Here is a 23,433-nt window from a genome sequence, read left to right as displayed (position 1 = left end):
GTCGCCTTAAAGCCCCAGGGAGATGTACTTCACCTCCAGGTACTCCTCTAGGCCCCACCGCCCCCCTTCCCGCCCCAGCCCCGAGCGCCTGACCCCGCCGAAGGGCGCCTGGGGGGTGGAGGGCACCCCGTCGTTCACCCCCACGATCCCGTAGTCCAAAGCTTCCGCCACCCGGAAGGCCCGGGAAAGATTCCGGGTAAAGAGGTAGGCCGCCAGCCCCGAAGGAAGGGCGTTGGCCCGGGCGACCGCTTCCTCTTCGTTCTGGAAGGTGGCGATGGGGGCCACGGGTCCGAAGGTCTCCTCCCGGAAAATCCGGCTTCCCGGCCTGACATCCAGAAGCACCGTGGGGGCGAAGTAGAGCCCTTTGGCCTCCCCTCCTGCTACCAGGCTGGCCCCCCGCGCCAGGGCGTCCTGCACGTGCCCCTCCACCTTCTCCAGGGCCGCCCGGTTCACCAGGGGGCCGATGTCCGTCTCCTCCAGAAGGGGGTCCCCCACCTTAAGGGCCTTGACCCTTTCCGCGTAGGCCTCGGCGAAGGCCTCGGCGACGGGCTCCTCCACCAGGATCAGGTTGGCCGCCACGCAGGACTGCCCGACGTTGCGGAACTTGGCCCGCACGGTCTCCGCCACCGCCCGCTCCAGGTCCGCGTCGGCGAAGACCAGCACCGGGGCCCCGCCCCCCAGTTCCAGGGAAACCCGCTTCAGGGTCTTGGCCGCCTCCCCGTAGAGCTTGAGCCCCACGGGGGTGCTCCCGGTGAAGGTCAGCTTGCGCACCCGCTCGTCCTCCAGGAAGGGCCGGGAAAGGGCCTCGGGGTCGGAGGTGGGCAGGACCTGGAAGACCCCCGGGGGCCCTCCCGCCTCCAGGAAGAGCCGGGCCAGGTAAAGGGCGGTGAGGGGGCTTTCCTCCGCGGGCTTGAGGACAAAGCTGTTGCCCGCGGCCAGGGCGGGGGCCACCTTGCGGGTCACCATGGCCGCGGGGAAGTTCCAGGGGGTGATGCCGTAGACCGGGCCCACGGGTTCGTAGCGCACCAGGATGCGCTTGTGGGGGAACTGGGAGGGGAGGGTTTCCCCGTAGACCCGCTTGGCCTCCTCCGCGTACCATTCCACGAACCCCGCGGCGTAGCGCACCTCCCCGCGGGCCTCCTTCAGGGGCTTGCCCATCTCCAGGGCCATGAGCCGGGCCAGGGGCTCCTCGTGGGCCAGGATGAGGTCGTGCCAGCGCCGGAGCACCCCGGCGCGCTCGTAAGCCGTGGCCTGGGACCAGGCCCGCTGCGCAGCCACCGCCTCCTCGAGGGCCTCCGCCGCCTCCTCCGAGCCGCAGTCCGCCACCTCCACCACCGCCTCCCCCGTGGCCGGGGAGACCACAGGGAAGCGGCGGGGGAGGGAGCGCCACCCCTTGCCGATCAGGGCCTCCTTGGGGAATTCCAGGCTCTGAAACATGCTGACCTCCCCCATTAGGCTATCCCCGCCTGGGGGATACCGGGGAGAACGCCCTCACGGCACCACCACCTCTCCGTGGGCCAGGTGCTAAGGCCCTCGCCGATCTCCCCTACTTTAGGGCACCCCCCCAGGGGGGGAAGAAACCCTGCGAATCACAAGGCCATCAAGGGTCCTGAGGATACGTTTGTGGGGGCTTGGGTCGCTTACCACGAACATAGTTTTCGAGGCCTTCTTGTAGCTCCGAGGATTCGAGGCTAAGTTGCCCTATCTGAGCTTCCAGTTTCAGTCCCTCGCTTAAAGAAACCGAGGTGCCAATCAAGGTGGCTCGCCTATCATTCCTTAGTGAAACTTGAGGATAAGAGGCCATGTGCTCAGCTATCTGTAAAGCGCGATCAAGACTTTGCCCAACCGGAACAACTTCCTGGACGAGGCCCATTCGTAAAGCCTCATATGCGTTGATGACAACTCCCGTTTCGATCAGATACAGGGCGTTGCTCAAACCGACAATCCTCGGAAGCCTTTGAGTCCCCCCATCGATTAAGGGAACCCCCCATCGGCGGTTCAGAACGCCAAACCTTGACGACTCGTCGCAAATACGGAAATCACACCAACACGCCAACTCCAACCCCCCTGCCACGCAGTAGCCCCTTATAGCCGCAATCGTTGGTTTATCCACATCAAGAACCCGAGTAATCCCCATTGGTCCATGCCGCTCCGGGTCACCTCTGCGCTGTGCTGAGGTACCATGAGCATAAGCAAACTTCAAGTCAAATCCACTACAAAAAGCCTCTCCACCCGCACCCGTAAGGACAAGCACCTTCAGATCATCATTAACACGGAACTGTTCTATTGCATCGTAGAGCATATCGGCCGTTTCACCGTCCACGGCGTTTCGAACCTCTGGGCGGTTGAGCGCGACAATCAATACTGATCCCCTCTGCTTGGTCAGAACCTTTTTTCCCTCCATTGCGGTTATCCTCCTTCATTTACCCGAAATGCGCCGCTCAATACGGGACCCTACCTTGACATATCACCCTACCACAAAGGTTGTCCCGAAGTTTTACGCTCCAAATCCGCTCTTCAATCAGAAACACAGCCTTGCCTCTTCGTCAAGGCTACGGCCCCGAGAGAAGTCCCTAAAAGTGTAGGAGAGCTTGGAACGAGATGGCCTCCCTAGCCAAGCCTCAGCCAGTCAGTAATGGCATTGAAGCGCCCATCGCGGACGCTGGCCCGGAAGAGGCGGGTCTGCGGCAGGCGGTGGTTCACGAAGTTGAAGTCCCGCACCAGGCCCATGGCGTTGTAGTCTCCGATCTTCTCCAGGTGCTCCACCACCCCGGCCCGGGTGAGCCGGCCCGCCTGGGCCGCCCGGCGCATGGCCTCGGCCAAACCCAATGTCATTGCCAGAGTCCCCATGTAGTAAGTAGGGCGGTACGAAATGTCGCGCCCTTTGCGTACGCGGAAACGACGCATCTCCTCTACTGCAGGCACCAAGGCCTCATACCAGTAAGGATGATGGTAAGTTACAACAAAACCATCGGCCGATGGGCCCGCCCGCTGGATAAGCAGGGGCTCCGCAGAGAAATAGGTGCCCATAAATTGTGCCCTAAGACCCTGCTCCTGAGCACTGCGCAGAATGAGAGGCTCTACAGTGAGAATATATCCATGGATTATGATGAAATCAGGGTTTGCCCGTCGAAGGTTGAGAACGAACGGGGTAGGATCAGTGATAGTAACAGGCGTGATTTCTTCGTGTACCACCTCCATCCCCAGGGCCCGGGCCCGCTCCCGGCCGTAGGGGATGGGGTCGCGGCCGAACTCGGTGTTGGAGTAGACGAAGGCAATGCGCGCCCTGGGCCTCTGCAGACGCACCTGCCGCAGGAGAGCCTCCATCATGTCGTTATAGATGGGGCCGAAAAGAAACATCGTAGGATAATTCTGAGGGTTAGCCAACTCATTGGCGTATCCCGTTGCAGAATAGGGCAAATTCAAGCGGGCGATTTCAGGGGCTAAAGCCTTGGAAAGACCAGTAGAGTCCCCATAAACGAACAAAAGTTCATCAGGCCGCTCCCTTGTAATCACACGGTTGAAGGCGGCGGTGCCCCGGGCCACGTCGTAGCCCGTATCCTCCACGATGAGCTCCAGCCTGCGGCCCCCGATCCCTCCCAGGACCTCGTTCACGTACTCCACCCCGTCCACGAAGCCCTCCCGCCCCGCGTTCCCCGCGAAGGCGAAGGGCCCGGTAAGGGGAAGGAGGGTGGCCAGCTTGACGGGCCGTGCCTGGGCGGCGGCGAAATAGGGCATGCCCAAGGCTGCGAGTGAACCCACGCCCAGCTTCCTTAAGAACTCCCTGCGTTTCATCTGAACCTCCTTGTCCTTCACTTGGATAGTATGACTTTTTGGATCGCTAATGTCAAGTATGACCACGAATGTACCAACTGCACAACTTTGCTCAACCGTGGTATGATAAAAGGGTTTATGGACCACGGCCTTAATGCCTCCTTGCTTTACACCTTGGGCGACCTCGCAAAGGAAGCACGGATATCGCGCCGCATCTTGCAGCACTACGCCAACCTGGGCCTTCTAGAACCTGGTGCTCTCACATACGGCGGTCGAAAACTCTATACTTCCTTTGCCTTTGACCTTATAAGGGATATTAGGGACCTGAACCAGCTGGGATTCTCGCTGGAAGAGATTCACAAAATTATGACGCTAAAGAAAGCTATTTTTCATCCAGATGGTTCCTACAAAACAGGATGGCAAAGGCAAGACATTTCCCTTACCGACGAGGAACTCATGTCTATGTGGTCTAAAACAGGGGAAGTATTAGCAACCATTCAACGCCAAGAACGTGCCCTAAAACGCTTCTACAACTTCCTCACCAAGCACTTCGCCCCAAAGGAGGTGGCGGATGGAGTTCAGTCTGGACCAGGAAACGGAGGCACTGCGGGAGCGGGTGAGGGCCTTCCTGGAGGAAGCGGTCATACCCAGGGAGAAGGAAGCGGCGGAAAACCTTGACCGCCTGGAAACCCTCAGCCAGGAGCTTCAGGGTGAGGCCAAGCGCCGCGGCCTCTTTCTACCCCACATGCCCAAGGAGCTCGGCGGCCTTGGCCTTTCCTGGCGGCAGCTGGCCGTGGTCCTCGAGGAGGCCGGGCGGAGCCTCCTGGGCCCTAAGGCCCTCAACGCTTCTGCTCCCGACGAAGGGAACATGCACCTCCTGGAAAAGGTGGCCACCCCGGAACAGAAGCGCCGCTACCTTTACCCCCTTTTAGAGGGGGAGGTCCGCAGCGCCTTCGCCATGACCGAGCCCATGGGGGCGGGGGCTGATCCCAACCTCCTCAAGGCCACCGCCCAAAGGAAGGGTAAGGGGTTCGTTTTGGAGGGGCGGAAGTGGTTCATCACGGGCGCGGAGGGGGCGGCCTTCTTCATCGTTCTGGCCAAAGCGGAAGAGGGACCCACCATGTTCCTGGTGGACCGGGAAAACCCCGGGCTCAGGCTCCTCAGGAGTATCCCCACCATGGACCACTGGAGCGTGGGAGGGCACGGGGAGCTGGTCCTGGAGGGGTGCGAGGTGGGGGAGGAAGCGGTTTTGGGCGAGGCGGGCAAGGGCTTCCAGTACGCCGAACTCCGCCTGGACCCCGCCCGCCTCACCCACTGCATGCGCTGGCTGGGGGTGGGGGTGCGGGCCACGGAGCTCGCCCAGGAGTATGCCCTCAAGCGGGAGTCCTTCGGCAAGAGGCTCGCCGAGCACCAGGGGGTGCAGTTCATGATTGCGGACAGCCACATGGAGCTCCACGCTGCCAGGCTCATGGTCTGGCACGCCGCTTGGAAGCTAGACCGGGGGGAGCGCATCCGCCACGAGGCCTCCATGGCCAAGGTCTTCGTGGCCGAGGCGGTGAACCGGGCGGTGGACCGGGCGGTGCAGATCACCGGGGGCCTGGGGATTAGCGAGGACATCCCCCTCTCCATCTTCTACCGGGAGGTGCGCCCCTTCCGCATCTACGACGGCCCCAGCGAGGTCCACCGGGCCTCTATCGGCAAGCGGGTGCTCTACAAGGGCTTGCGGCCATGAGGGCAGCCCTGGAAGCCGCTCTTAAGGAACTCTTCGGTCCCGGTGAGCTCCTCTATCTGCAACGGATCCCCGGAGGGGCCTCCAAAGAGGCCTGGGTCCTGGACTACCGGGTGGGGGAAAGAGTCTACCCCCTCTTCCTCCGCCGGGCGGGGGGCGGGGTGATCCAGCGGCGCACCCTTCCTCTGGCTACGGAGTTCCGCCTGCTAGAGGCGGCCCACGCCCACGGGGTCAGGGTAGCCCGGCCCCTCCGCTACTTTCCCGACCTCGAGGACCGCGAGGCCTTCCTCATGGAACGCCTGGAGGGAGAGTCCATCGGCACCCGGGTGGTGCGCCGTCCCGAGTTGCAAAGGACCAGGCAAGGCCTCCCCCAGGCCATGGCCGAGGAGCTGGCCAAGATCCACCGCATCCCCCAAGACCGCCTCCCCCCCCTCCCCGGCCCGGGGGAAAAGCCCGCCCATGCGTGGATCCTGGAGGAGCTCTACATGGACCTGGACGCCCTGGAGGAGCCCCACCCCGCCCTGGAGTGGGGCCTTCGCTGGCTCCAGGACCACCCCCCCAGGCCTCTCTCCCCCGTCCTGGTCCACGGGGACTTCCGCATCGGCAACCTCATGGTGGACGGGGAGGGCCTAGTGGCCGTTTTGGACTGGGAGTTTGCCCATCTAGGGGATCCCCGGGAGGACCTGGCCTGGCCCCTGGTGCGGGCCTGGCGCTTCGGGGAGGATGGGAAGCGCCTCGGGGGCGTGGGGGAGGTGGAGCCCTTCCTGGCCCGCTACAACGCCCTCACCGGACGGGAGATCGCCGCGGAGGAGCTCCTTTGGTGGGAGATCTTGGGGAACGTGCGCTGGGGCCTCGGAGCCCTGAACCAGGCGCGGCGGCACCTCAAGGGGGAGGAGCGGAGCGTGGAGCTCGCGGTCCTGGGAAGGCTCGCCGCCGAGATGGAGTACGAGGTGCTTCACCTGCTGGAGAGGTATGGATAGGCCCACCTTGGACGAACTCCTGGAAGCCACGGCGGAGTTTCTGGAGAGGGAGATTCTCCCGACCCTCGCCGACCCCAGGCTCCGCTTCCAGACCCTGGTGGCCCTGAACGCCCTGGGCATCGCCCGCAGGGAGCTCGCCCTGTGGCAGGGGCTGATGGCGGAGGACCAAAGGGCCTTGGCCACCCTCCTGGGCCGGGAGGGGGAAGGGGCAGAACTCCTAGGAGAGCTGGCCCATAGGATCCGCCAAGGCCAGGCTCCCGAGGGCACCTTCGCCTTCCTGAAGGCCCATGTGGCCAGAAAGCTCCGGGTGGCAAGCCCCAGGTACCTGGAGCGCTACCCATGAGGGAAAGGCGGCGGCTCCTCCTCCTGCGCCACGGGGAGGTGGACTACTTCCCGGGAGGCCGGCCCATCCCTCCGGAAGGGGCGGGACTCACGCCGAGGGGAGAAGCCCAGGCCAAGGCTGTAGGCGTCCTCCTGAGGAGCAGCCCTCTGGACCTCGCCCTCCACACCGGCCTGCCCAGGACCCAAAGAACCCTGGAGATCGTGCTGCAGGACCGGAAGGTCCCCGTGGAAGCCTGGCCCGAACTCCAGGAAATCCGCCCGGGACGCCTTAAGGACCTCCCCGATCCGGAAAGGGCCTTTCGGGAAGCCTTCCACCCCAAGGACCTCTCGGAGCGCTTCCTGGGTGGGGAAAGCTACGCGGCCTTCTTGGACCGGGTGGTCCCCGCCTACGAGCGCCTCCTGGGGAGGCGCTGGGACACCCTCCTCCTGGTGGCCCACGGGGGGGTGATCCGGGCCCTCCTCTCCTATGCCCTCACCGGGCGGCGGGGGTTTCTGCCCCTGGAGGTCCACCCCTGCGGGCTCAGCGTCCTGGACCTGGGGGAGAGGCCTCTCCTCCGGGTCCACAACCTCACCCCCTACGACCCCCTCCCCCAAAGCCGCCTCTCCACCATGGAGGCCCTCTGGGAGGCCTACCGCAAAGCCTGAGGGAAGGCGGCCCTCAGTCCAGGGCCCCGTAGACCAGGGTGCGGAAGGCGAGGCCGAGCCGGGCCCCAAGCTGGGACTCGAGGGCCCTTTCCGGCGCCACCACCGAAAGGAGGCTCGGGGCCTGGGCCAGGAGGAGGGCGGTGAGGCCCAAGGCGGGGTCCACGAAGAAGAAGGTGCCGGCAAACCCCCACCAGTAAAAGTCCCCGGGGCTTCCCGGGGCGAGACCCATTTCCCCCAGGCGCACCGCCACCCCCAGACCGAAGCCGTAGCCGGGGCCCGGGCCGTACTCCGGACCGCGCCGCATCCCCTCCCAGGCCAGGGGGCCCAGGTGGTCCTGGGTCATGAGGCGGGCCAAGCGGGGATGCAGGAGCCCTCTCCCGGTGCGCAGGGCCTCGAGAAAGCGAAGGTAGTCCTGGGCCGTCCCCACCCCCCCCATCCCCCCGGCGTACCGGGGCGGGGGCCCCTCCACGGGGAGGAGGCGGATGGACCTGCCGGTCTCCGGGTCCTTGGGGAAGGGCTGGGCCAGGCGGGCGGGGTCCTCGGCCCGGAAGCCCGAGTCCCGCATCCCCAAGGGAGCAAACACCCGCTCCGCCAAGAGCTCCGCCAGGGCCTTGCCGGAGAGGGCCTCGAGGAGGTGCCCGAGCACGTCGGTGGCCAGTCCGTACTCAAAGGCCTCACCCGGCTGGAAGCGGAGGGGGAGGGCAGAAAGGCGCTCCAGGAACTCCTCCCGCGTCAGGTCAAAGCGGTCCACCCCCGCCTCCAGGTAGCGCCGCTTCACCGGGGAGCGGAAGAAGACCCCGTAGGTGAAGCCCGCCGTGTGGCGCAGAAGGTCATAAACGGTAACCGGTGCCCTCAGGGGCTCGGGCACCACCTCCTCCCCCACCTCCCGCCCCACGTGGAGCCGGGAAAAGGCGGGCAGATACCGCTCCACGGGATCCAGCAGGGAAAGCGCCCCGTCCTCCACGAAGGTGAGGGCCAGGGCGGAGACCCAGGGCTTGGTCATGGAGTAGAGGCGGAAGAGGGCGTCCTCCTCCATGGGGCGGCGCCTCTCCGGGTCCGATAGGCCGAAGGCCTCCCCGTAGACCACCTCCCCCTCCCAGGCCACCACCGCCACAAAGCCGGGGAGGAGGCCCTCCCCCACCAGGCCCCGCAGGTAGCCGCTAAGCCGGGCGAAGCCCACCCCTCCTCCCTAGGCGGGGGCCGCCCCCACCGTCCTCCCCCCGTCCACGAAGAGCACCTGGCCGGTGACGAAGCTGCTCTCGTCCGAAACCAGGAAGAGGGCGGCGTAGGCCACCTCCAGGGGCTTCCCCGACCGCCCCAAGGGGGTGGCGGCGATGGCCTTCTCCCGCACCTTCTCCGGCACCCGGGCCGTCATGCGGGTCTCGATGAACCCGGGGGCCAGGGCGTTCACCCGGATCCCGTACCGCCCGAGCTCCAGGGCCAGGGTGCGGGTAAGCCCCACCACCCCCGCCTTGGCCGCGGCGTAGTTGGCCTGCCCCAGGTTCCCCAGGTAGACCCGGGAGCTGGTGAGGACGATGGAGCCGGGGTTCCGCTCCCGCATGGCCTCGCTGGCCGCCCGCGCCACCAGGAAACTCCCCGTGAGGTTCACCCGGAGGACGGCCTCCCAGTCCTCCAGGGGCATCTTCCAGTGGAAGCTGTCCCTTGTGATGCCCGCGTAGTGGACCACCCCGTCCAGGCGACCAAAGGCCTCCAGAGCCTTGCGGAAGCCCTCCGCTACCGAAGCCGGGTCGGCCACGTCCATGGGGATGGCCAGGGCCCCCGTGCCCTCAGCCGCCTCCAAGAGGGGCCCCTCCTCCAGGTCGCAGGCGGCAAGCCTGGCCCCTTCCCGGGCGAAGAGCTCCAGGGTGGCTCGGCCGATGCCGTGGGCCGCCCCGGTGATGAGGACCGCCTTGTCCTTGAGCCGCACGCGCCACCTCCTCATGACCGAACGGTCGGTAAGCACCCTACCCCGGGGGACGGGGCCCTGTCAAGCGGGGGAGGGGCCAGGCGTAGTAGGGGGTCTCCACGAACTCCGGGGGCCCCCCCAGGTAGACCCGGAGGCCGGGAAGGACCACGGTCTCCCCCTCCCAATCGAAGGCCAGGGGGTCCACGGGAAGGGGGTAGTGGAGCACCCCCTGGCGGGGCAGGCCCAGGCGGAGGAGCTCGGGCGGGGAGAGCCTGCCCACCAGGAGGTAGCGGGCCCTTCTGGGACCGCTTTCCGTGTAAAAGGCCACCTCCTCCCCCAGGTCCAGGAGGAAGGCCCTCCCCCGCACGAAGAGCCTGGCCCTATCCGTCCAGGTAGACATGGGGCCTCCCCATCAGGTGGGCCACCCGCACCCCTGGCCCGTAGAGGCTTTGCAAAAAGGCCTCCTGCAGCACCGCCTCCGGCCTGCCCTCCGCCAAGAGCCTGCCCCCCTTCATGACCGCCACCCGGTGGGCCAGGGCCGCCTGGTTGGGGTCGTGGAGGACGGCGAGCACCCCCACCCCTAGGGCGGCCAGGCGGCGGAGAAGGGCCACCACCCCCCCCTGGTGCTCCAGGTCCAGGAAGGTGGTGGGCTCGTCCAGGAGGAGGTAGCGGGGCCTGGCCGCCAGGGCCCGGGCCAGGAGGACCCGCTGCCGCTCCCCCCCGGAGAGGGTGCCGAGAAGGCGACCCTGGAAGCCCCCGGCCCCCACCACCTCCAGGGCCCAGGCCACCGCCTCCCGGTCCTCCCGCCCCTCCCGCCCGAAGAGGCCCAGGTGGGGAATCCTCCCCAGGCGCACCACCTCCTCCACCAAAAGCCCCTCGGGGTAGGGACCCCCCTGGGGCAGGTAGGCCAAAAGCTGCCCCCGCCGGTAGCTCCCGTGGGCCCGAAGGGGCCTGCCCTCCAGGAGGACCACCCCCCCCTGGGGGCGGAGGAGGCCCGCCATCACCCTGAGAAGGGTGCTCTTGCCCGAGCCGTTGGGACCCAGGAGGGCCACCCACTCCCCGGGGGCGACCCGGAGGTCCACCCCCTTTAGGGCGTAAGGCCCCACCACCCCCTTGGCCTCAAGCCCGGCCACGCCGCCTCCACATGAGGTAGAGGAAGAAGGGCCCCCCCAGGAGGGTGGTCACCACCCCCACGGGAAGCTCCGCGGGCCGGGTAAGGGTGCGGGCCAGGAGGTCGGCCAGGGCGAGCAGCGTCGCCCCCCCCAGGGCGCTTGCCGGGAGGAGGAGGCGGTAGTCCTCCCCCAGCAGCCGCCGCAGCAGGTGGGGGGTGACGAGGCCCACGAAGCCGATGATCCCCGCCTGGGCCACCGCGGCGGCGGTGAGGAGGCTCGCGGCGAGGAGGAGGAGGAGCTTCAGGGGCTCCAAGGGGAGGCCGAGGCTGCGGGCGGTCTCCTCCCCCAGCTGCAGGGCGTTCAGCACCCGCCCCAGGAGGAGGAGGGGGGGCAGGGCCAGGAGGAGGAAGAGGAGGAGGGCCCGCACCCCCGGCCAGCCCACGAAGGCCAGGTTCCCCAGGGTGTAGGCGAACACCGCCCGCACCCGGTCCGCGTCCTGCATCATCAGGTAGGTGGTGAAGCCGGTGAGGACGCTGCCCACCACCACCCCCGCCAGGATGAGCTCCCCGGTCCTCGCCGTCCCCCCCGCCAGGATCAGGGTGAGGAGGGTGGCGAGAAGGGCCCCCAGGAAGCCGAAGAGGGTGGCGGAGAGGGGGAGGCCCTGGAAGATCCCGTGCTGGGCGAAGGCCGGGGTGAGCCCCCCCAGGAGGACGGCGAGGAGGGTGACGGCGAAGGCCGCCCCCGCCGCGGCGCCCATGAGGTAGGGGTCGGCCAGGGGGTTGCGGAAGAGGCCCTGGAAGGCCGCCCCCGCCACCCCCAAGGCCGCCCCCACCAGCATCCCCCCCAGGACCCGGGGCAGGCGCATCTCCGTGACGATGGGGTTTTCCCGAAGGCCCAAAAGGGCCTGGACCACCTCCCCCGGGGGGATGGCCACCGCCCCCAGGCCCACCCCCAGGACCAGGGCCAGGAGGAGGAGGCCCACGAGCCAGAGGAAGACCAGGCTCCGCTTGAGGGCCAGGGGAAGGGCCTGGACCACCGCCTACCGCCCGTGGAAGCAGTCCACCAGGAGCCTAAGCCCCTGGGCCACCCGCGGGCCCGGGCGGGAGAGGAGGTTGTTCTGCTCCCCGGTGAAGACGCAGATCCGCCCCTGCTGCACCGCCCGCACCCGGCCCCAGCCGGGCCTGGCCCGGATGGTCTCCAGGGCCCCCGGGTAGGTGGCCACGATCACCTCGGGGTTCCTCTCCACCACGAACTCGGGGGCGATCTTGGGGAAGAGGCCGAGCTCCCTGGGGACGATGTTCACCCCCCGGGCCTTCTGGATGAGCACCCCGATGAAGCTCTCCGGCCCCACGGTGTAGGGGGTGGGGTCGATCTCGTAGTAGACCCGGGGGCGGGCCTGGAAGCGGGCCGCCCGGGACTCCTCCGCGTAGACCTGGCGCTGGATCTGGGCCACCAGGCGCTCCGCCTGGGCCTCCATCCCCAGGAGGCGCCCCAGGGTGCGGGTGGTGCGGAAGATGTCCTCGTAGGTCTCCGTGCGCACCGCGTACACGGCGAGGCCCGCCCTTTCCAGGGTCTCGTAGAGGCGGCCGTACTTGGAGACCAGGACCAGGTCGGGCCTGAGGGAGACGATGAGCTCGGGGTTGGGGTTGTAAAGCCCCCCGGCCTTGGGCAGGCGGCGCACGCCCTCGGGCCAGTCGGAGTAGTCGTCGGTGGCTAGGATGCGCTCGCAGGCCCCCAGGGCGCAGACCGTCTCCGTCACCGAGGGGAGCATGGTGACAATGCGCTTGGGGGGTGCCTTGACGGTAACCGTACGCCCCAGGTCGTCGGTGAGGGTGAGGGGAAAGGCGAAGGCCAGGGCCAGCAGGACCGAAAGGAACGCCAGGATCTTCCGCATGCCTACCTCCCTAAGGCCGCTAGGGCCAGGCCCGGGGGAGGTAGGGAAAGCCCCCGCCGGAAAGCGGCAGGGGCAGAAACGGCTCAGGAGCCCCCATCGCTCCCCCATCCGCGTGAGGTGCCCGCCTTGGGGTCTGGCGGGCGGCCCTGGCAGGTATTCGGGCTTCCGGCCTGCGAAGCGGGGCGCGAAGCTGGACCGGTTACCGTTGCGGGACAGCGCCGGATTTGCACCGGACTTCCCCACTTTAAGCCTGGACTACGCGCCCAGGCACCAGGGCAACGGGACCTGGCTTTGGAGCCCTAGCGGGCCTTGTGGGAAAGGATAAGGCAAGGCCGGGGGCGGCGCAAGGGGTGGCCTCACCCGGCCAGGCGCAGGAGGGCGAGGAAGCTTGGAAGCTCCAGGCTGGCCCCGCCCACCAGCCCCCCGTCCACGTTGGGCATGGAGAGAAGGTCGGCGAAGTTCTGGGGGTTCACGCTTCCCCCGTAGAGGATCCTCACCCGCTGGGCGAAGCCCTCCCCGTACCGCTCCGCCAGGGCCTGGCGGAGGGCCTGGTGCATGGCCTCCGCATCCTCCGGGGTGGCGTTTCGCCCGGTGCCGATGGCCCAGACGGGCTCGTAGGCGATGACCAGGTCCTCGGGGCCCGGAGGGCTTACCCCCTCCAGGCTCCCCCCGAGCTGGGCCAGGGTGTAGGGCACCGCCTCCCCCCGTTCCCTAACCTCCAAGGGCTCCCCCACGCAGAGGATGGGGGTGAGGCCCTCCTCCAGAAGCCTCCTGGCCTTCTCCGCCACCAGGGCGTCCGTCTCCCCGTGGTAGCGCCGCCTTTCCGAGTGGCCCACGATGGCGTAGCGGCACCCCAGGTCCTTCAGCATCCGGGCGGAGACCTCCCCCGTGTAGGCCCCCTCCCGGTGGGAGGAGACGTCCTGGGCCCCGTAGGCCACCTGGGTGCCGGAAAGCACCTCCTTGGCCGCGGGGAGGATGGGGAAGGCGGGGAGGACCGCCGCCTCGCTCTCTAGGGGGGGGAGAAGCCGCTTCAACTCGGCGAACCACACCCGGGCCTCCGAGGGCACCTTGTGCATCTTCCAGTTGCCCGCCACCAGTACCCGGCGCATAGGGCCATCATAAGGGCGCCCTGCCCCCCTGGGACAGGGCGCCCCCCGCCCTACTTCAGGACCTCGATCCCCGGCAGGGTGCCCTTCTCCAGATACTCCAGGCTGGCCCCGCCCCCGGTGGAGACGTGGCCGAAGCGCTCCTTGAGGCCCAGGCGGTTCACCGCCGCCACCGAGTCCCCGCCCCCCACCACGGTGAAGGCCCCCTCGAGGGCGGCGATGGTCCGCCCCACGAAGAGGGTGCCCCCGTCGAAGGGAGGCACCTCGAAGACCCCCATGGGCCCGTTCCAGAAGACCGTCTTGGCCCCCTGGAGGGCCGCGGCGAAGGCCTCCTGGGTCCTGGGGCCGATGTCCAGGCCCATGTAGGGGACGGGGATGGCGTCCGCGGGGAAGACCCGGGTCTCCACCCCGGGCTCCACCCGTTCCGCGGCCACCACGTCCAGGGGAAGGTACACCTTGACCCCCAGGGACTCCGCCCGCCGGAGCAGATCCCGGGCCAGATCCAGGCGGTCCTCCTCCACCAGGCTCCTCCCCACCTCCCCGCCTAAGGCCTTGAGGAAGGTGAAGGCCATGGCCCCACCCACGAGGAGACGATCCACGCGGGGGAGAAGGCTTTCCAAAACCCCGATCTTGTCCGAAACCTTGGCCCCCCCGAGGACCACGGCGTAGGGCCTCTCCGGATCGTGGAGGAGGCGGGAGAGGGCCCGCACCTCCTTTTCCATGAGGAAGCCCGCAAAGGAGGGCAGGAGCCTCGCCACCCCCACCACGCTGGCGTGGGCCCGGTGGGCGCTGCCGAAGGCGTCCAGGACGAAGGCCTCCCCCAGGCGGGCGTAACGGGCGGCGAGCTCGGGGTCGTCCTTCTCCTCCCCCGGCTCAAAGCGCACGTTTTCCAAAAGGGCCACCTCCCCCGGGACCAGCCCCTGCACCGCGGCCTGGGCCTCCTCTGAGCCGGGGCTGAAGGGGAGGAAGCGCACCCCGGGAAGGTGCTTGGCCAGGGCCTCGGCCACCGGGGCCAGGGAGTGCTTGGGGTCCGGCCCCTTGGGCCGGCCCAGGTGGGAGAGGAGGACCAGGGAGGCCCCCTGGTCCAGGAGGTGGCGCAGGGTGGGGAGGCTTTCCTGGATACGGGTCTCGTCCTGGACCGCCCCGCCTTGGATGGGCACGTTGTAGTCCACCCGGACCAGCACCCGCTTGCCCCGGGCCTCCAGGTCCTTCAGGGTGCGCATCTAGACCCCCTTCCGCAGGACCAGCTCCACCAGGTCTGCCACCCGCTCGGAGTAGCCCCACTCGTTGTCGTACCAGGCGAAGACCTTCACCAGGTTGCCCAGGGCCTTGGTGAGCTTGCCGTCCACGATGGAGGAGTGGGGGTCCATGACGATGTCCTGGAGGACGATCTCGTCCTCGGTGTAGGCCAGGATCCCCTTCAAGGGCCCCTCGGCGGCGGCCTTGAAGGCGGCGTTCACCTCCTCCGCGGTCACCTCCCGCCGCAGGAGGGCGGTGATGTCGGAGATGCTCCCCGTGGGGGTGGGCACCCGCAGGGCGGTTCCGTCAAAGCGCCCCTTGAGGGAGGGGAGGACCAGGGCCGTGGCCTTGGCCGCCCCGGTGGTGGTGGGGATGATGTTCATGGCCGCCGCCCGGGCCCGGCGGAGGTCCTTGTGGGGCAGGTCCAGGACCCGCTGGTCGTTGGTGTAGGAGTGGACCGTGGTCATGAGGGCCTTCTCCACCCCGAAGGCCTCCTCCAGCACCTTCATCACCGGGGCCAGGGAGTTGGTGGTGCAGGAGGCGTTGGAGAGGATGTGGTGGCGGGCGGGTTCGTACTGCCCCTCGTTCACCCCCAGGACCACGGTGAGGTCCTCCCCCTTGGCCGGGGCGGTGATGATCACCTTCCTGGCCCCGCCCTCGAGGTGGGCCTTGGCCTTCTCCGCGTCGGTGAAGACCCCGGTGGCCTCCACCACCACCCCCACCCCCGCCTCCCCCCAGGGGATCTCCCTGGGATCCTTGTGGGCGGTGGCCCGGATGGCCTTGCCGTCCACGTAGAGGTTCCGGTCATCGTACCCCACCTCCCCGGGGAAGCGGCGGTAGATGGAGTCGTACTTGAGGAGGTGGGCCAGGGTCTTGTTGTCGGTGAGGTCGTTGACCAAGGCTACCTCCACACCCCTTTGGTGGAGGATGCGGAAGACCTGGCGGCCGATCCTGCCGAAGCCGTTGATGCCGACCTTCATGGGTTCACCTCCGGGCGGGAAGCCTCCCGTCCCCCCCTACCTTACCCCAGGGGGACCGGGGGGCAGAAGGGGCAAAGGTCAGGGGAGGGCTCCCTTCCGGGGGGCAGGGGCCCCCTTGACCCGTCAACCAAGGTCAGGTAGCTTGGTTGACGAACGCCCCAGAGGGCGGCGGAGGTTTTATGAAGACGGAATCCCTGAGCCACCTCCCCCTGGCCAAAGCTTTCTGGCCCCGGCGCTCCCTGGGCCGCGACCTGGCCCTGGTTCTGGGAGGAAGCCTCCTGGTGGCCCTCACCGCCCAGGCTGCCCTGCCCCTCCCCTTCACCCCCGTGCCCCTCACCCTGCAGACCCTGGGGGTCTTGCTGGTGGGGGCAGCCTTGGGTAGCCGCCTCGGGTTCCTGGCCCTCTTGGCCTACCTCCTCCAGGGCGCCATAGGGCTTCCCGTCTTCGCCGGGGGAACCGGGGGTCTGGCCAAGATCCTCGGGCCCACCGGGGGCTTCCTCCTGGCCTTCCCCTTGGTGGCAGGCTTGGTGGGGTTACTGGTGGAGCGCTTCGGCCTGGACCGAGGTTTCTTAGGAACCCTCCTGGCCATGCTGGCGGGGAATGCCCTCCTCTACCTGGTGGGGCTTCCCTGGCTCGCCGCCTGGCTCATGGGGGCGGGAAAGCTCGCCGGCACCGGCGCCCTTTTGGCCATGGGGCTTTTCCCCTTCATCCCCGGAGACCTGGTGAAGGCAGGGATGGCAGCCTTGGTCCTGCCCTCCGCCTGGAGGGTATTGGGCAGGCGCTAGCGTGCGGCTGGCCTTAGCCCATCTAGCCAAGCGGGAAAGCCTTTCGGCGCTTCTCCAGGCCCTCGTTCCCCTGGTGCACCGGGCTCGCGGGGAGGGGGCCTTGGCCCTCCTCCTCCCCGAGCTGATCCTGGGGAAGCGCGGAGAGGAAGGGCTTCCCCAAGCCCTCGAGGCCCTGGCCGGGGAAAACCGCCTAGCGGTGGTGGCGGGCTTCCTGGCCCAAGGTCCCAGGAACCGGCTGGGCGTTTTTCCCCAAGGCCCTTTTTACGACAAGGTACACCCCTTCCTGGCCCCGGGGGAGGAGGGGGAGGAGGGCGTCGAGCCCGGGGAAGGGCCGGTGATGTGGGCGTTTGAGGGGCGCAGGTTCGGACTCGCCCTTTGCTACGACCTGGACTTCCCCGAGCTCTTCCGCAGCTACGCCTTGATGGGCGCCGAGGTCTTTTTGGTGGGCTCGGCCTGGCCCGGGGCGTACGGGGAGCTCCTTTCGGTCCTGGCCAGGGCCAGGGCCGCGGAGAACCAGGCCTACCTCCTCCTCGCCAACCGGGCGGACACGGGCAGCCCCTCCCTGGCGGTGGCCCCCGATGGGCGCCTCCTGGCCTTAAGGCGGGAGGAAGGCCTGCTCGTGGTGGACCTGGACCTGGGTTTCCTGGAGGAGTACCGGGCCCGCTACCCCATCCTCCGCCACCGCCGCATGGGAGCCTACCCCCTCTGGTAAGATGGCCCTCGTGCTGGAGAACCGCCGGGCACGGCACGATTACGAGATCCTGGAAACCCTCGAGGCGGGGATCGCCCTCCGGGGAACGGAGGTCAAGTCCCTGCGGGCGGGGAAGGTGGACTTCACCGGGAGCTTCGCCAAGTTCGCCGACGGCGAGCTCTTCCTGGAAAACCTCTACATCGCCCCCTACGAGAAGGGCTCCTACACCAACGTGGACCCCAGGAGGAGGCGCAAGCTCCTCCTCCACCGCCACCAGCTCCACCGCCTTCGGGGCAAGGTGGAGCAAAAGGGCCTCACCCTGGTGCCCCTCAGGCTCTACTTCAACGAGCGGGGCTACGCCAAGGTCCTCCTGGGCTTGGCCCGGGGCAAGCGGGACTACCAGAAGCGGGCGGAGGACAAAAGGCGGGCGGTGCAACGGGCCCTGGAGGAGCTATGAGGGCCTGGCTCCTGGTCTTTCTCCTCCTCCCCGCCCTGGGCCAAGCCCCGAGGCCCCTCACGGTGGGGAGCCTCACCGGGGAAGCCCTCTACCCTGGGGGCCGCGGGGTGGCCTACGGGGAGGTGCGCCTCCTGGCCCAGGGCCTGGGCCTGGCCCTGTGGCAGGGGGAGGACCGGGTGGCCCTGGGCCTGGGGAGCCGCTACCGCGCCTTCCCCGTGGTGGAGGGGGAGGCCCAGGCAGCGGCCCAGGGAGCGGCCTGGCGCCGGGGGGGGGAGGTCTACGTGCCCCTGCGGGCCCTGGCGGAGGCCCTTGGCCTGGAGCTGAGGGTCCAGGAGGGCATCCTCCTCACCCTCCCGTGGGCCCGGCTCCTGGGGGTGGACCGGGAGGCGGGGCGCTGGACCCTGCGCTTCAGCCGGGAGGTGAACGCCCTCTGGCGGGGGGAAGGGATCCTCTTCCTCCTGGCCCAGGGCGAGGGAGCCGGCCTCAGGCAGGAGGCTCTAGGGCTCTTCCTGCCCCTGGAGGCCCCCCCGGACCGCCTCTACTATCCGGGAGGGGGCCGGGTGGCCCTGGAGTGGGGCCCCCTGCCCCGGCCCAGGCCCCTGGTCCTCCTGGACCCCGGGCACGGGGGAGAGGACCCGGGGATCGCCCTGGAAGGGCTTCTGGAGAAGGACCTGGCCCTGGACCTAGCCCGGCGGGTGGCCGTGAGGCTCCCCGGGAGCCGCCTCACCCGGCAGGAGGACCGCACCCTTTCCCTGGAGGAGCGCCTGGAGCAGGCCCAGCGGGCCTCGGTGGTGGTTTCCCTCCACGTAACCCAGGGGAGCGCGGTGAACCTCTACCTGCCCCGGGCGCGGTCCCACCCCTTGGGGCGCAACGCCGAGGCCCTCCTGGCCACGGCCCCGCCTCCCCAGGCCGCCCTGCTCCGGGCCTTCGCCGGGGATCCCCGCCGCCTGGCCCGCACCCTGGAGGAGGCCTTTTCCGCCCTAGGCATCGTGGTGGCCCGCGCCGAGGGCCCCTACGCCCTCACCGATGTGCCGGGGGCCGCGGTGATCCTGGAGGTGGGTTTAGACCGCCTCCGCACCCCCGAGGCCCGGGAGGGGATGGCCGAGGCCATCGCCCAGGGCATACGCGCCTACCTGGAGTAGAGGATGCGGCGGATCCTAACCTTCTGGAACCTCCTGGGCCTCCTGACCTTCCTCCTGGGAGCCCTGGTCTTCTGGCAGACCCGAGGGGGCCAGACCCCCGGCGCCCTGCCCCTGCCCCCCGGGGAGGAGGCCTCCCCCGACCGGCTGGCCCTCACCCTCTACCGCCCGGACCCCCCCCGGGGCTTCCTGCGGGAGTCCCTGCTCCTGGACCTGGAGCCGGGGGAAACCCGGGAGAGCCGGGCCCTGGCCGCCTGGGCCGAGGCCCTGGGGGCCCCGGTCCCCCGGGGGCTTTACCGGGTAGGAGGGCGCCTGGTGGTGGACCTGCCCAAGGACTTCGTCCAGGGGCTGGATGCCACCCAGGAAGCCTTTCGCCTCTACAGCCTGGCCTACACCCTCCTGGCCACCTTCCCCCAAGGGGAGGAGGTGCGCTTTCTGGTGGAGGGGGAGCCCCGGGTGGGCCTGGCCCACCTGGACCTGCGGGAGCCCGTGCGCCGGCCATGAGGGGAGGGGAAGCCTGGCGCATCGACCGCCTGGTCCTCCAGGGGTTCAAGTCCTTTCCCGACCGCACCGCCTTGGACTTCCCGGACCCGGTGACCGGGGTCATCGGCCCCAACGGCGCGGGCAAGAGCAACCTGGTGGAGGCCCTGCGCTTCGTCACCGGCGTGCGGGCCCAGGAGCTTCGCGGCCAGGAGCTCCGGTCCCTCCTCTTCCAGGGCGGGGAGGGCCGTCCCCCCTCGGGGATGGCGGAGGTGCGGCTGGAGCTTTCCCGGGGCAAGGAACGCCTGGTGGTGGAGCGGCGCATCGAGGGGGAGCGCAGCCTCCTCTGGCTGAACGGGCACCCCGCAAGCGCCAAGGCCCTGGCCCTGCGCCTAGCCGGCACGGGCTTGGGGCGGGGGGGGTACGCCATCGTGGGCCAGGGGGAGGTGGGGGCGCTCCTGGAGGCCCCGGAGGGGGTGCTCCTGGCCCACCTGGAGGAAGCGGCGGGGCTTAGGCCCGTGGCCGAGGCCAGCAGGGCCGCGGGGGAAAGGCTGGAGGAGGCCGCTGCCCTCCTGGAGGCCCGCGAGCGGGCCCTCTCGGAGCTAAAAGCCCAGGGGGAGCGCCTTGGGGCCGAGGCCGAGCGGGCCCGACGGGCGCGCGCCCTGGACCTCGAGGTCCTGGCCCTGCGGCGGAGCCTCCTCCTGGCCCGCCAGGAGGAGGCCCTGGCGGAGATGGCAAAGGCCAAGGCCCGCCTCCAAGCCCTGGCGCAAGAGGAAGAGGCCCTGGCGGCGGCACGGCAGGCCCTGGAGGCCGAGCGCCGGGCCCTGGCCGAGGAAGAGGAAGGCCTGCGCCTGCGCTGGGAAAGGGTGCGCCTGGCCCTGAAGGAGGGTGAAGGCCTCCAGGGAGAGCTCCGGGAGCTCTCCCGGGTGCTCAGGGTCCTGGACCGGCCCCCGCCCCCGGAACCCGGCCCCCCGGTGCCGGTACCCCCACCCCCCGCGCCCCCCAGGGAGCTCAGGGCGCGCCTGGAAAAGCTCCGGGCCGAGGAGCGCCGCCTCCAGGGGGAAAGGCGGCGCTGGGAGGAGGCCCAGCGCCGCCACGAGGCGGAGCTGGCCCGCTACGAGGAGAGGCTTAGGGCCTACCGGGAGGCCCTGGGGGAGCGGCAGGGGCTGGAGAGGGAGCTTAAGGAGAAGGAGGCCCTCCTGGCCCGCCTCGAGGCGGAGGCGGCGGAGCGGCGCAGGCTGGAAGAGGCCTTGGCGGAACTCCGGGCCCAGGCCCAGGCCCAAAAGAAGGAGGCCGAGCGCCTGCGCCACCTTCTGGAGACGGGCGCCGACCTGCAGGAAGGCCCCCGTCGGGTGCGGGGCCTCCCCGGGGTCCTGGGGGTGGTGGCCGACCTGGTGCGCCCCCAACCGGGGCTGGAGCTGGCCCTGGAGGTGGCCTTGGGCCCCCGGCTCCAGTGGGTGGTCACGGAGGACGAGGAGGCGGCCAAGGCGGCCATCGCCCGGCTCAAAAGGGAGGGGGGCCGGGCCACCTTCCTGCCCCTAACCCTTCTGCACCCCCCTTCCCCGCCCCCCACCCCCAAGGCCCCGGGCCTCCTGGGGCCCGCCTTCCGCCTGGCCCGCCTGGCCCTTCCCGGCCTGCCGGCAGAAACCCTCCTCAGGGTGCTCCTGGGGGACACCCTGGTCTTCCAGGACCTGGAGGCGGCCCTGGCCTACCGCCGGGCCGGGGGGAGGGAGCGGCTGGTGACCCTGGAGGGGGACGTCCTGGAGCGCTCGGGGGCCCTCACCGGAGGGCGGTCCCGGGGTGGGGGTGAAACCCTTCTCCTCAGGCGCCGTCTGGAGGAGTTGCAGGAGGAGATGGCCCGCCAGGAGGCCGAGGCCCAGGCCCTCGCCCAGGCCCTGGCCGCCTTTGCGGTAAAAGGCCTGGAAGCGGTCCGGGCGGAGGTGGCCGCCCTCCGAGGCCGCCTCCGCACCCCTCCTCCAACCCCGCCCCAGCCCCCCGTTCCCCCCGGGGCCACCTGGGACGAAACCCGCCTGGTGGGCCTGGAGGAGGAGCGGCAGGCCCTCGAGGCCGCCATAGCCCAGGCGGAGGCCCACGAGCGCTGGCGCCTCCTGGAAAAAGCCTGGGGTGAATGGCAGGAGGCCCAGGAGGAAGCCGCCCGGGTGAGGGCGCGCATGGCTGAGCTGCAGGAGCGCCTCCAGGCCCTTCTCCCCCTGGCCCAGGAGGCCCAGGGGCTGGAAGCCCGCCTAAAGGAGGCTCAGGCCACCCGGCGCCGCCTCCAGGACCGGGAAGCCGAGATCCTGGCCCGCCGCAACGCCCTCTTGGCGGAACGGGAAGGGCTGCACCTCCTCCTGGCCCGGCGCGAGGCCCTGGTGGAGGAGCTATCCCGGGAGGTGGCCACCCTACCCGAAACCCCCCGCCTCCCGGGGACGCCCCGGGCCCTCCAGGCCCGCCTCGCCCAGGCGGAGGGGGAGCGGCGGGCCCTGGGGCCGGTGAACGCCCTGGCGGAGCGCGAGCTCGCGGAGCTGGAAACCCGCCTGCGGGCTCAGGAAGGGGAGGTGGCCGAGGCCAGGGAGGCCCTCAAGCGGCTGGAAGAGGAGAGGCGGGGGGTGGAACGGGCCTACGGGGCCCGGCTCCAGGAAAGCTTCCGGATTTTTCAGGAAGCTTTCCGAAAAAATGCCCAGGCCCTCCTGGGGGCCCAGGCCGAGGTGCGGCGCGAAGGAGGGGGCTTACGCCTCCTGCTGGTCCCGGCCGGCAAGCGCACCCAGGATCTGCGCCTCCTCTCCCTGGGGGAGAAGACCCTGGGGGCCCTGGCCTTCCTCTTCGCCCTGGGGGAGCTCCAGGGGGGCCTGCCCCTGGCGGTGTTGGACGAGGTGGACGCTGCCCTGGACGAGGCCAACCTCCTCCGCTTCGCCGACTTTTTGGCCTCGGGGCGGCAGTTCATCCTGGTGACCCACCAGAAGCGCACCATGGAGGCCTGCCACGCCCTCTATGGGGTGACCGCCGAGGGGGGCGCAAGCCGGGTGTACGCCATCCGCAAGGAGGTGGCCCTTGACCCTTGAGGAATACCAGAAGGAGGCTCAGAAGACCGCTCTCTACCCCGAGGCCTACCGCCTCCTCTACCCCACCCTGGGTCTGGTGGGGGAGGCCGGGGAGCTGGCCAACAAGGTGAAGAAGGTGCTGCGGGACGAGGGGGGGCAGCTCGGCGAGGAGGCCCGGGAAGCCCTCCTGGCAGAGCTCGGGGACGTACTCTGGTACGTGGCCCAGGTGGCCACAGACCTGGGGGTGAGCCTCGAGGCCGTGGCCGCCCACAACCTGGCCAAGCTCCGCTCGCGGCTGGAGCGGGGGCGGATCGGGGGATCGGGGGACGGGCGCTGACGCCGCCCCAGCGCGGGCGGCGGGAAGGGCCAGGGGTTCTCCGCAAAAGGGGGGGCCGCCCCGGCCGGCGCCGGGGCGGGGGACCGGGGAGGGGGCTACTCCCTCCGTCCCATGAGGAGGCTGGCGTAGTAGAGGATGGTGGCCAAGGAGCTGGCCAGGGCCGCCACGTAGGTGAGGGCCGCCCAGGTGAGGACGCGCCGGGCGGGGGCCACCTCCCCCTGGGAGAGGAAGCCCATGCGCCGGAGGAAGTCCATGGCCCGCCTGGAGGCGTCGAACTCCACGGGTAGGGTGACCAGCTGGAAGAGGGCCACCGCCAGGTAAAGGTAAAGGCCCAGCTTGGCCAGGCCCAGGGCCCCCAGCATCAACCCGGCGATGACCAGGATGGGGCCCAGGTTGGTGCCCAGGCTGGCGGCGGGCCAGAGGCTGGCCCGCACCCGGAGCCAGGCGTACCCCTGGGCGTCCTGCACCGCGTGCCCCACCTCGTGGGCCGCCACCGCCAGGGCCGCCAGGCTGGGGGAGGCGTAGTTGGGCTGGGAGAGCCGCACGGCCTTGGCGTGGGGGTCGTAGTGGTCGGTGAGGGTTCCGGGTACGGGCTCCACCTTCACGTGGCCGAGGCCGTGGGCGTCCAGGATAGCCCGGGCCACCTGGGCCCCCGTGAGGCCCCGGGCGTTGGCCACCCGGCTAAAGCGGGCGAAGGTGGCCTGCAACCCCCCTTGGATCGCCAAGCTGGCCAGGAAGACCAGCACCATGAGCAAAAGGGCAAAGATCTCCACGCTCGACCTCACCTCCTTTGGGAGTA

At 69.5% G+C, this 23,433-nt stretch carries 25 protein-coding genes and 1 riboswitch; of the genes, 12 read left to right on the top strand and 13 right to left on the bottom strand.

What is annotated here, in order from left to right; translation table 11 throughout:
* Positions 1-6: 6 nt before the first annotated feature.
* The 3 genes from ETP66_RS00895 to ETP66_RS00885 all read right to left on the bottom strand — a co-directional run bounded on the left by ETP66_RS00895 (position 7) and on the right by ETP66_RS00885 (position 3,795).
* Positions 7-1,437 (bottom strand): NAD-dependent succinate-semialdehyde dehydrogenase, encoded by a 1,431-nt coding sequence (locus ETP66_RS00895; RefSeq protein ID WP_130839716.1) that lies wholly within the window; start codon positions 1,435-1,437, stop codon positions 7-9.
* A 163-nt stretch (positions 1,438-1,600) separates the two neighbouring features.
* Positions 1,601-2,404: a crotonase/enoyl-CoA hydratase family protein gene (locus ETP66_RS00890; protein ID WP_130839714.1), complete on the bottom strand. Its 804-nt coding sequence runs from the start codon at positions 2,402-2,404 to the stop codon at positions 1,601-1,603.
* Between the two features lie 206 nt (positions 2,405-2,610).
* A complete protein-coding gene (locus ETP66_RS00885; protein ID WP_130839962.1) occupies positions 2,611-3,795 on the bottom strand; it encodes an ABC transporter substrate-binding protein in 1,185 nt (394 codons plus the stop codon).
* Positions 3,796-3,912: 117 nt separating this feature from the next.
* On the opposite strand from ETP66_RS00885, the gene ETP66_RS00880 reads away from it, so the two are divergent.
* Genes ETP66_RS00880 through ETP66_RS00860 form a run of 5 tightly spaced genes read left to right on the top strand, consistent with a single transcriptional unit; the run spans position 3,913 to position 7,470 of the window.
* The gene (locus tag ETP66_RS00880) at positions 3,913-4,452 is read left to right on the top strand and encodes a MerR family transcriptional regulator (RefSeq protein ID WP_130839712.1); all 540 of its coding nucleotides are present in this window, start codon (positions 3,913-3,915) and stop codon (positions 4,450-4,452) included.
* Entirely contained in the window at positions 4,346-5,506 is a 1,161-nt protein-coding gene (locus tag ETP66_RS00875; protein ID WP_130839710.1) for an acyl-CoA dehydrogenase family protein, read from the top strand. The genes ETP66_RS00880 and ETP66_RS00875 overlap by 107 nt, the downstream gene beginning before the upstream one ends.
* Positions 5,503-6,483, top strand: coding sequence for a phosphotransferase family protein (locus ETP66_RS00870; protein ID WP_130839708.1), 981 nt, complete (start codon positions 5,503-5,505; stop codon positions 6,481-6,483). Before ETP66_RS00875 ends, ETP66_RS00870 begins: the two co-directional genes overlap by 4 nt.
* Positions 6,476-6,826, top strand: coding sequence for a DUF6285 domain-containing protein (locus ETP66_RS00865; RefSeq protein ID WP_130839707.1), 351 nt, complete (start codon positions 6,476-6,478; stop codon positions 6,824-6,826). Before ETP66_RS00870 ends, ETP66_RS00865 begins: the two co-directional genes overlap by 8 nt.
* Complete coding sequence (locus tag ETP66_RS00860) at positions 6,823-7,470, top strand: histidine phosphatase family protein (protein WP_130839705.1); 648 nt, start codon at positions 6,823-6,825, stop codon at positions 7,468-7,470. Before ETP66_RS00865 ends, ETP66_RS00860 begins: the two co-directional genes overlap by 4 nt.
* A gap of 13 nt (positions 7,471-7,483) precedes the next feature.
* Here ETP66_RS00860 and ETP66_RS00855 read toward each other — a convergent pair whose 3' ends face one another.
* The 9 genes from ETP66_RS00855 to gap all read right to left on the bottom strand — a co-directional run bounded on the left by ETP66_RS00855 (position 7,484) and on the right by gap (position 15,707).
* On the bottom strand, positions 7,484-8,650 hold the full coding sequence (locus tag ETP66_RS00855) for a serine hydrolase domain-containing protein (RefSeq protein ID WP_130839703.1): 1,167 nt from the start codon (positions 8,648-8,650) through the stop codon (positions 7,484-7,486).
* Between the two features lie 9 nt (positions 8,651-8,659).
* The gene (locus ETP66_RS00850) at positions 8,660-9,397 is read right to left on the bottom strand and encodes an SDR family oxidoreductase (RefSeq protein WP_130839701.1); all 738 of its coding nucleotides are present in this window, start codon (positions 9,395-9,397) and stop codon (positions 8,660-8,662) included.
* 37 nt (positions 9,398-9,434) lie between these two features.
* Positions 9,435-9,776 (bottom strand): hypothetical protein, encoded by a 342-nt coding sequence (locus ETP66_RS00845; RefSeq protein ID WP_130839699.1) that lies wholly within the window; start codon positions 9,774-9,776, stop codon positions 9,435-9,437.
* Entirely contained in the window at positions 9,757-10,509 is a 753-nt protein-coding gene (locus ETP66_RS00840) for an ABC transporter ATP-binding protein (protein ID WP_130839697.1), read from the bottom strand. Before ETP66_RS00840 ends, ETP66_RS00845 begins: the two co-directional genes overlap by 20 nt.
* Positions 10,496-11,524 (bottom strand): FecCD family ABC transporter permease, encoded by a 1,029-nt coding sequence (locus ETP66_RS00835; protein WP_130839696.1) that lies wholly within the window; start codon positions 11,522-11,524, stop codon positions 10,496-10,498. The genes ETP66_RS00840 and ETP66_RS00835 overlap by 14 nt, the downstream gene beginning before the upstream one ends.
* A gap of 3 nt (positions 11,525-11,527) precedes the next feature.
* Entirely contained in the window at positions 11,528-12,382 is an 855-nt protein-coding gene (locus ETP66_RS00830; RefSeq protein WP_130839694.1) for an ABC transporter substrate-binding protein, read from the bottom strand.
* Between the two features lie 131 nt (positions 12,383-12,513).
* Positions 12,514-12,672: riboswitch (cobalamin riboswitch) on the bottom strand.
* Positions 12,673-12,738: 66 nt separating this feature from the next.
* On the bottom strand, positions 12,739-13,491 hold the full coding sequence (gene tpiA, locus ETP66_RS00825) for a triose-phosphate isomerase (RefSeq protein ID WP_130839692.1): 753 nt from the start codon (positions 13,489-13,491) through the stop codon (positions 12,739-12,741).
* A gap of 50 nt (positions 13,492-13,541) precedes the next feature.
* Positions 13,542-14,711: a phosphoglycerate kinase gene (locus ETP66_RS00820; protein WP_130839690.1), complete on the bottom strand. Its 1,170-nt coding sequence runs from the start codon at positions 14,709-14,711 to the stop codon at positions 13,542-13,544.
* Positions 14,712-15,707 (bottom strand): type I glyceraldehyde-3-phosphate dehydrogenase, encoded by a 996-nt coding sequence (gene gap / locus ETP66_RS00815; RefSeq protein ID WP_130839688.1) that lies wholly within the window; start codon positions 15,705-15,707, stop codon positions 14,712-14,714. It lies immediately after the preceding gene.
* Between the two features lie 179 nt (positions 15,708-15,886).
* Here gap and ETP66_RS00810 point away from each other — a divergent pair, with 179 nt between their 5' ends.
* Genes ETP66_RS00810 through ETP66_RS00780 form a run of 7 tightly spaced genes read left to right on the top strand, consistent with a single transcriptional unit; the run spans position 15,887 to position 22,634 of the window.
* Complete coding sequence (locus tag ETP66_RS00810) at positions 15,887-16,492, top strand: biotin transporter BioY (RefSeq protein WP_130839686.1); 606 nt, start codon at positions 15,887-15,889, stop codon at positions 16,490-16,492.
* A 1-nt stretch (position 16,493) separates the two neighbouring features.
* On the top strand, positions 16,494-17,204 hold the full coding sequence (locus ETP66_RS00805; protein ID WP_130839684.1) for a carbon-nitrogen hydrolase family protein: 711 nt from the start codon (positions 16,494-16,496) through the stop codon (positions 17,202-17,204).
* 1 nt (position 17,205) lies between these two features.
* Positions 17,206-17,640 carry an SsrA-binding protein SmpB gene (gene smpB, locus ETP66_RS00800; RefSeq protein WP_130839683.1) on the top strand — a complete coding sequence of 145 codons (435 nt, stop codon included), beginning with the start codon at positions 17,206-17,208 and terminating at the stop codon, positions 17,638-17,640.
* Positions 17,637-18,782, top strand: coding sequence for an N-acetylmuramoyl-L-alanine amidase family protein (locus ETP66_RS00795; protein ID WP_130839681.1), 1,146 nt, complete (start codon positions 17,637-17,639; stop codon positions 18,780-18,782). Before smpB ends, ETP66_RS00795 begins: the two co-directional genes overlap by 4 nt.
* Before the next feature lie 3 nt (positions 18,783-18,785).
* The gene (locus tag ETP66_RS00790; RefSeq protein ID WP_130839679.1) at positions 18,786-19,283 is read left to right on the top strand and encodes a GerMN domain-containing protein; all 498 of its coding nucleotides are present in this window, start codon (positions 18,786-18,788) and stop codon (positions 19,281-19,283) included.
* Positions 19,280-22,318 carry an AAA family ATPase gene (locus ETP66_RS00785; RefSeq protein ID WP_130839678.1) on the top strand — a complete coding sequence of 1,013 codons (3,039 nt, stop codon included), beginning with the start codon at positions 19,280-19,282 and terminating at the stop codon, positions 22,316-22,318. The genes ETP66_RS00790 and ETP66_RS00785 overlap by 4 nt, the downstream gene beginning before the upstream one ends.
* Complete coding sequence (locus ETP66_RS00780) at positions 22,308-22,634, top strand: nucleoside triphosphate pyrophosphohydrolase family protein (protein WP_130839676.1); 327 nt, start codon at positions 22,308-22,310, stop codon at positions 22,632-22,634. Before ETP66_RS00785 ends, ETP66_RS00780 begins: the two co-directional genes overlap by 11 nt.
* 95 nt (positions 22,635-22,729) lie before the next feature.
* Here ETP66_RS00780 and ETP66_RS00775 read toward each other — a convergent pair whose 3' ends face one another.
* The gene (locus tag ETP66_RS00775) at positions 22,730-23,383 is read right to left on the bottom strand and encodes a zinc metallopeptidase (RefSeq protein ID WP_430731869.1); all 654 of its coding nucleotides are present in this window, start codon (positions 23,381-23,383) and stop codon (positions 22,730-22,732) included.
* Positions 23,384-23,433 lie beyond the last annotated feature (50 nt).

The organism is Thermus thermamylovorans (assembly GCF_004307015.1).
Taxonomy (GTDB): Bacteria; Deinococcota; Deinococci; order Deinococcales; family Thermaceae; genus Thermus; species Thermus thermamylovorans.
This window is presented reverse-complemented; position numbering and strand designations above follow the sequence as displayed.

What these genes read in the sequence shown, in the direction of transcription:
- ETP66_RS00895 (WP_130839716.1), bottom strand. Translation starts at nt 1,437, where the DNA reads ATGTTTCAGAGCCTGGAATTCCCCAAGGAGGCCCTGATCGGCAAGGGG.
- ETP66_RS00890 (WP_130839714.1), bottom strand. Translation starts at nt 2,404, where the DNA reads ATGGAGGGAAAAAAGGTTCTGACCAAGCAGAGGGGATCAGTATTGATT.
- ETP66_RS00885 (WP_130839962.1), bottom strand. Translation starts at nt 3,795, where the DNA reads ATGAAACGCAGGGAGTTCTTAAGGAAGCTGGGCGTGGGTTCACTCGCA.
- ETP66_RS00880 (WP_130839712.1), top strand. Translation starts at nt 3,913, where the DNA reads ATGGACCACGGCCTTAATGCCTCCTTGCTTTACACCTTGGGCGACCTC.
- ETP66_RS00875 (WP_130839710.1), top strand. Translation starts at nt 4,346, where the DNA reads ATGGAGTTCAGTCTGGACCAGGAAACGGAGGCACTGCGGGAGCGGGTG.
- ETP66_RS00870 (WP_130839708.1), top strand. Translation starts at nt 5,503, where the DNA reads ATGAGGGCAGCCCTGGAAGCCGCTCTTAAGGAACTCTTCGGTCCCGGT.
- ETP66_RS00865 (WP_130839707.1), top strand. Translation starts at nt 6,476, where the DNA reads ATGGATAGGCCCACCTTGGACGAACTCCTGGAAGCCACGGCGGAGTTT.
- ETP66_RS00860 (WP_130839705.1), top strand. Translation starts at nt 6,823, where the DNA reads ATGAGGGAAAGGCGGCGGCTCCTCCTCCTGCGCCACGGGGAGGTGGAC.
- ETP66_RS00845 (WP_130839699.1), bottom strand. Translation starts at nt 9,776, where the DNA reads ATGTCTACCTGGACGGATAGGGCCAGGCTCTTCGTGCGGGGGAGGGCC.
- ETP66_RS00830 (WP_130839694.1), bottom strand. Translation starts at nt 12,382, where the DNA reads ATGCGGAAGATCCTGGCGTTCCTTTCGGTCCTGCTGGCCCTGGCCTTC.
- tpiA (WP_130839692.1), bottom strand. Translation starts at nt 13,491, where the DNA reads ATGCGCCGGGTACTGGTGGCGGGCAACTGGAAGATGCACAAGGTGCCC.
- ETP66_RS00820 (WP_130839690.1), bottom strand. Translation starts at nt 14,711, where the DNA reads ATGCGCACCCTGAAGGACCTGGAGGCCCGGGGCAAGCGGGTGCTGGTC.
- gap (WP_130839688.1), bottom strand. Translation starts at nt 15,707, where the DNA reads ATGAAGGTCGGCATCAACGGCTTCGGCAGGATCGGCCGCCAGGTCTTC.
- ETP66_RS00810 (WP_130839686.1), top strand. Translation starts at nt 15,887, where the DNA reads ATGAAGACGGAATCCCTGAGCCACCTCCCCCTGGCCAAAGCTTTCTGG.
- smpB (WP_130839683.1), top strand. Translation starts at nt 17,206, where the DNA reads ATGGCCCTCGTGCTGGAGAACCGCCGGGCACGGCACGATTACGAGATC.
- ETP66_RS00795 (WP_130839681.1), top strand. Translation starts at nt 17,637, where the DNA reads ATGAGGGCCTGGCTCCTGGTCTTTCTCCTCCTCCCCGCCCTGGGCCAA.
- ETP66_RS00790 (WP_130839679.1), top strand. Translation starts at nt 18,786, where the DNA reads ATGCGGCGGATCCTAACCTTCTGGAACCTCCTGGGCCTCCTGACCTTC.
- ETP66_RS00785 (WP_130839678.1), top strand. Translation starts at nt 19,280, where the DNA reads ATGAGGGGAGGGGAAGCCTGGCGCATCGACCGCCTGGTCCTCCAGGGG.
- ETP66_RS00775 (WP_430731869.1), bottom strand. Translation starts at nt 23,383, where the DNA reads ATGGTGCTGGTCTTCCTGGCCAGCTTGGCGATCCAAGGGGGGTTGCAG.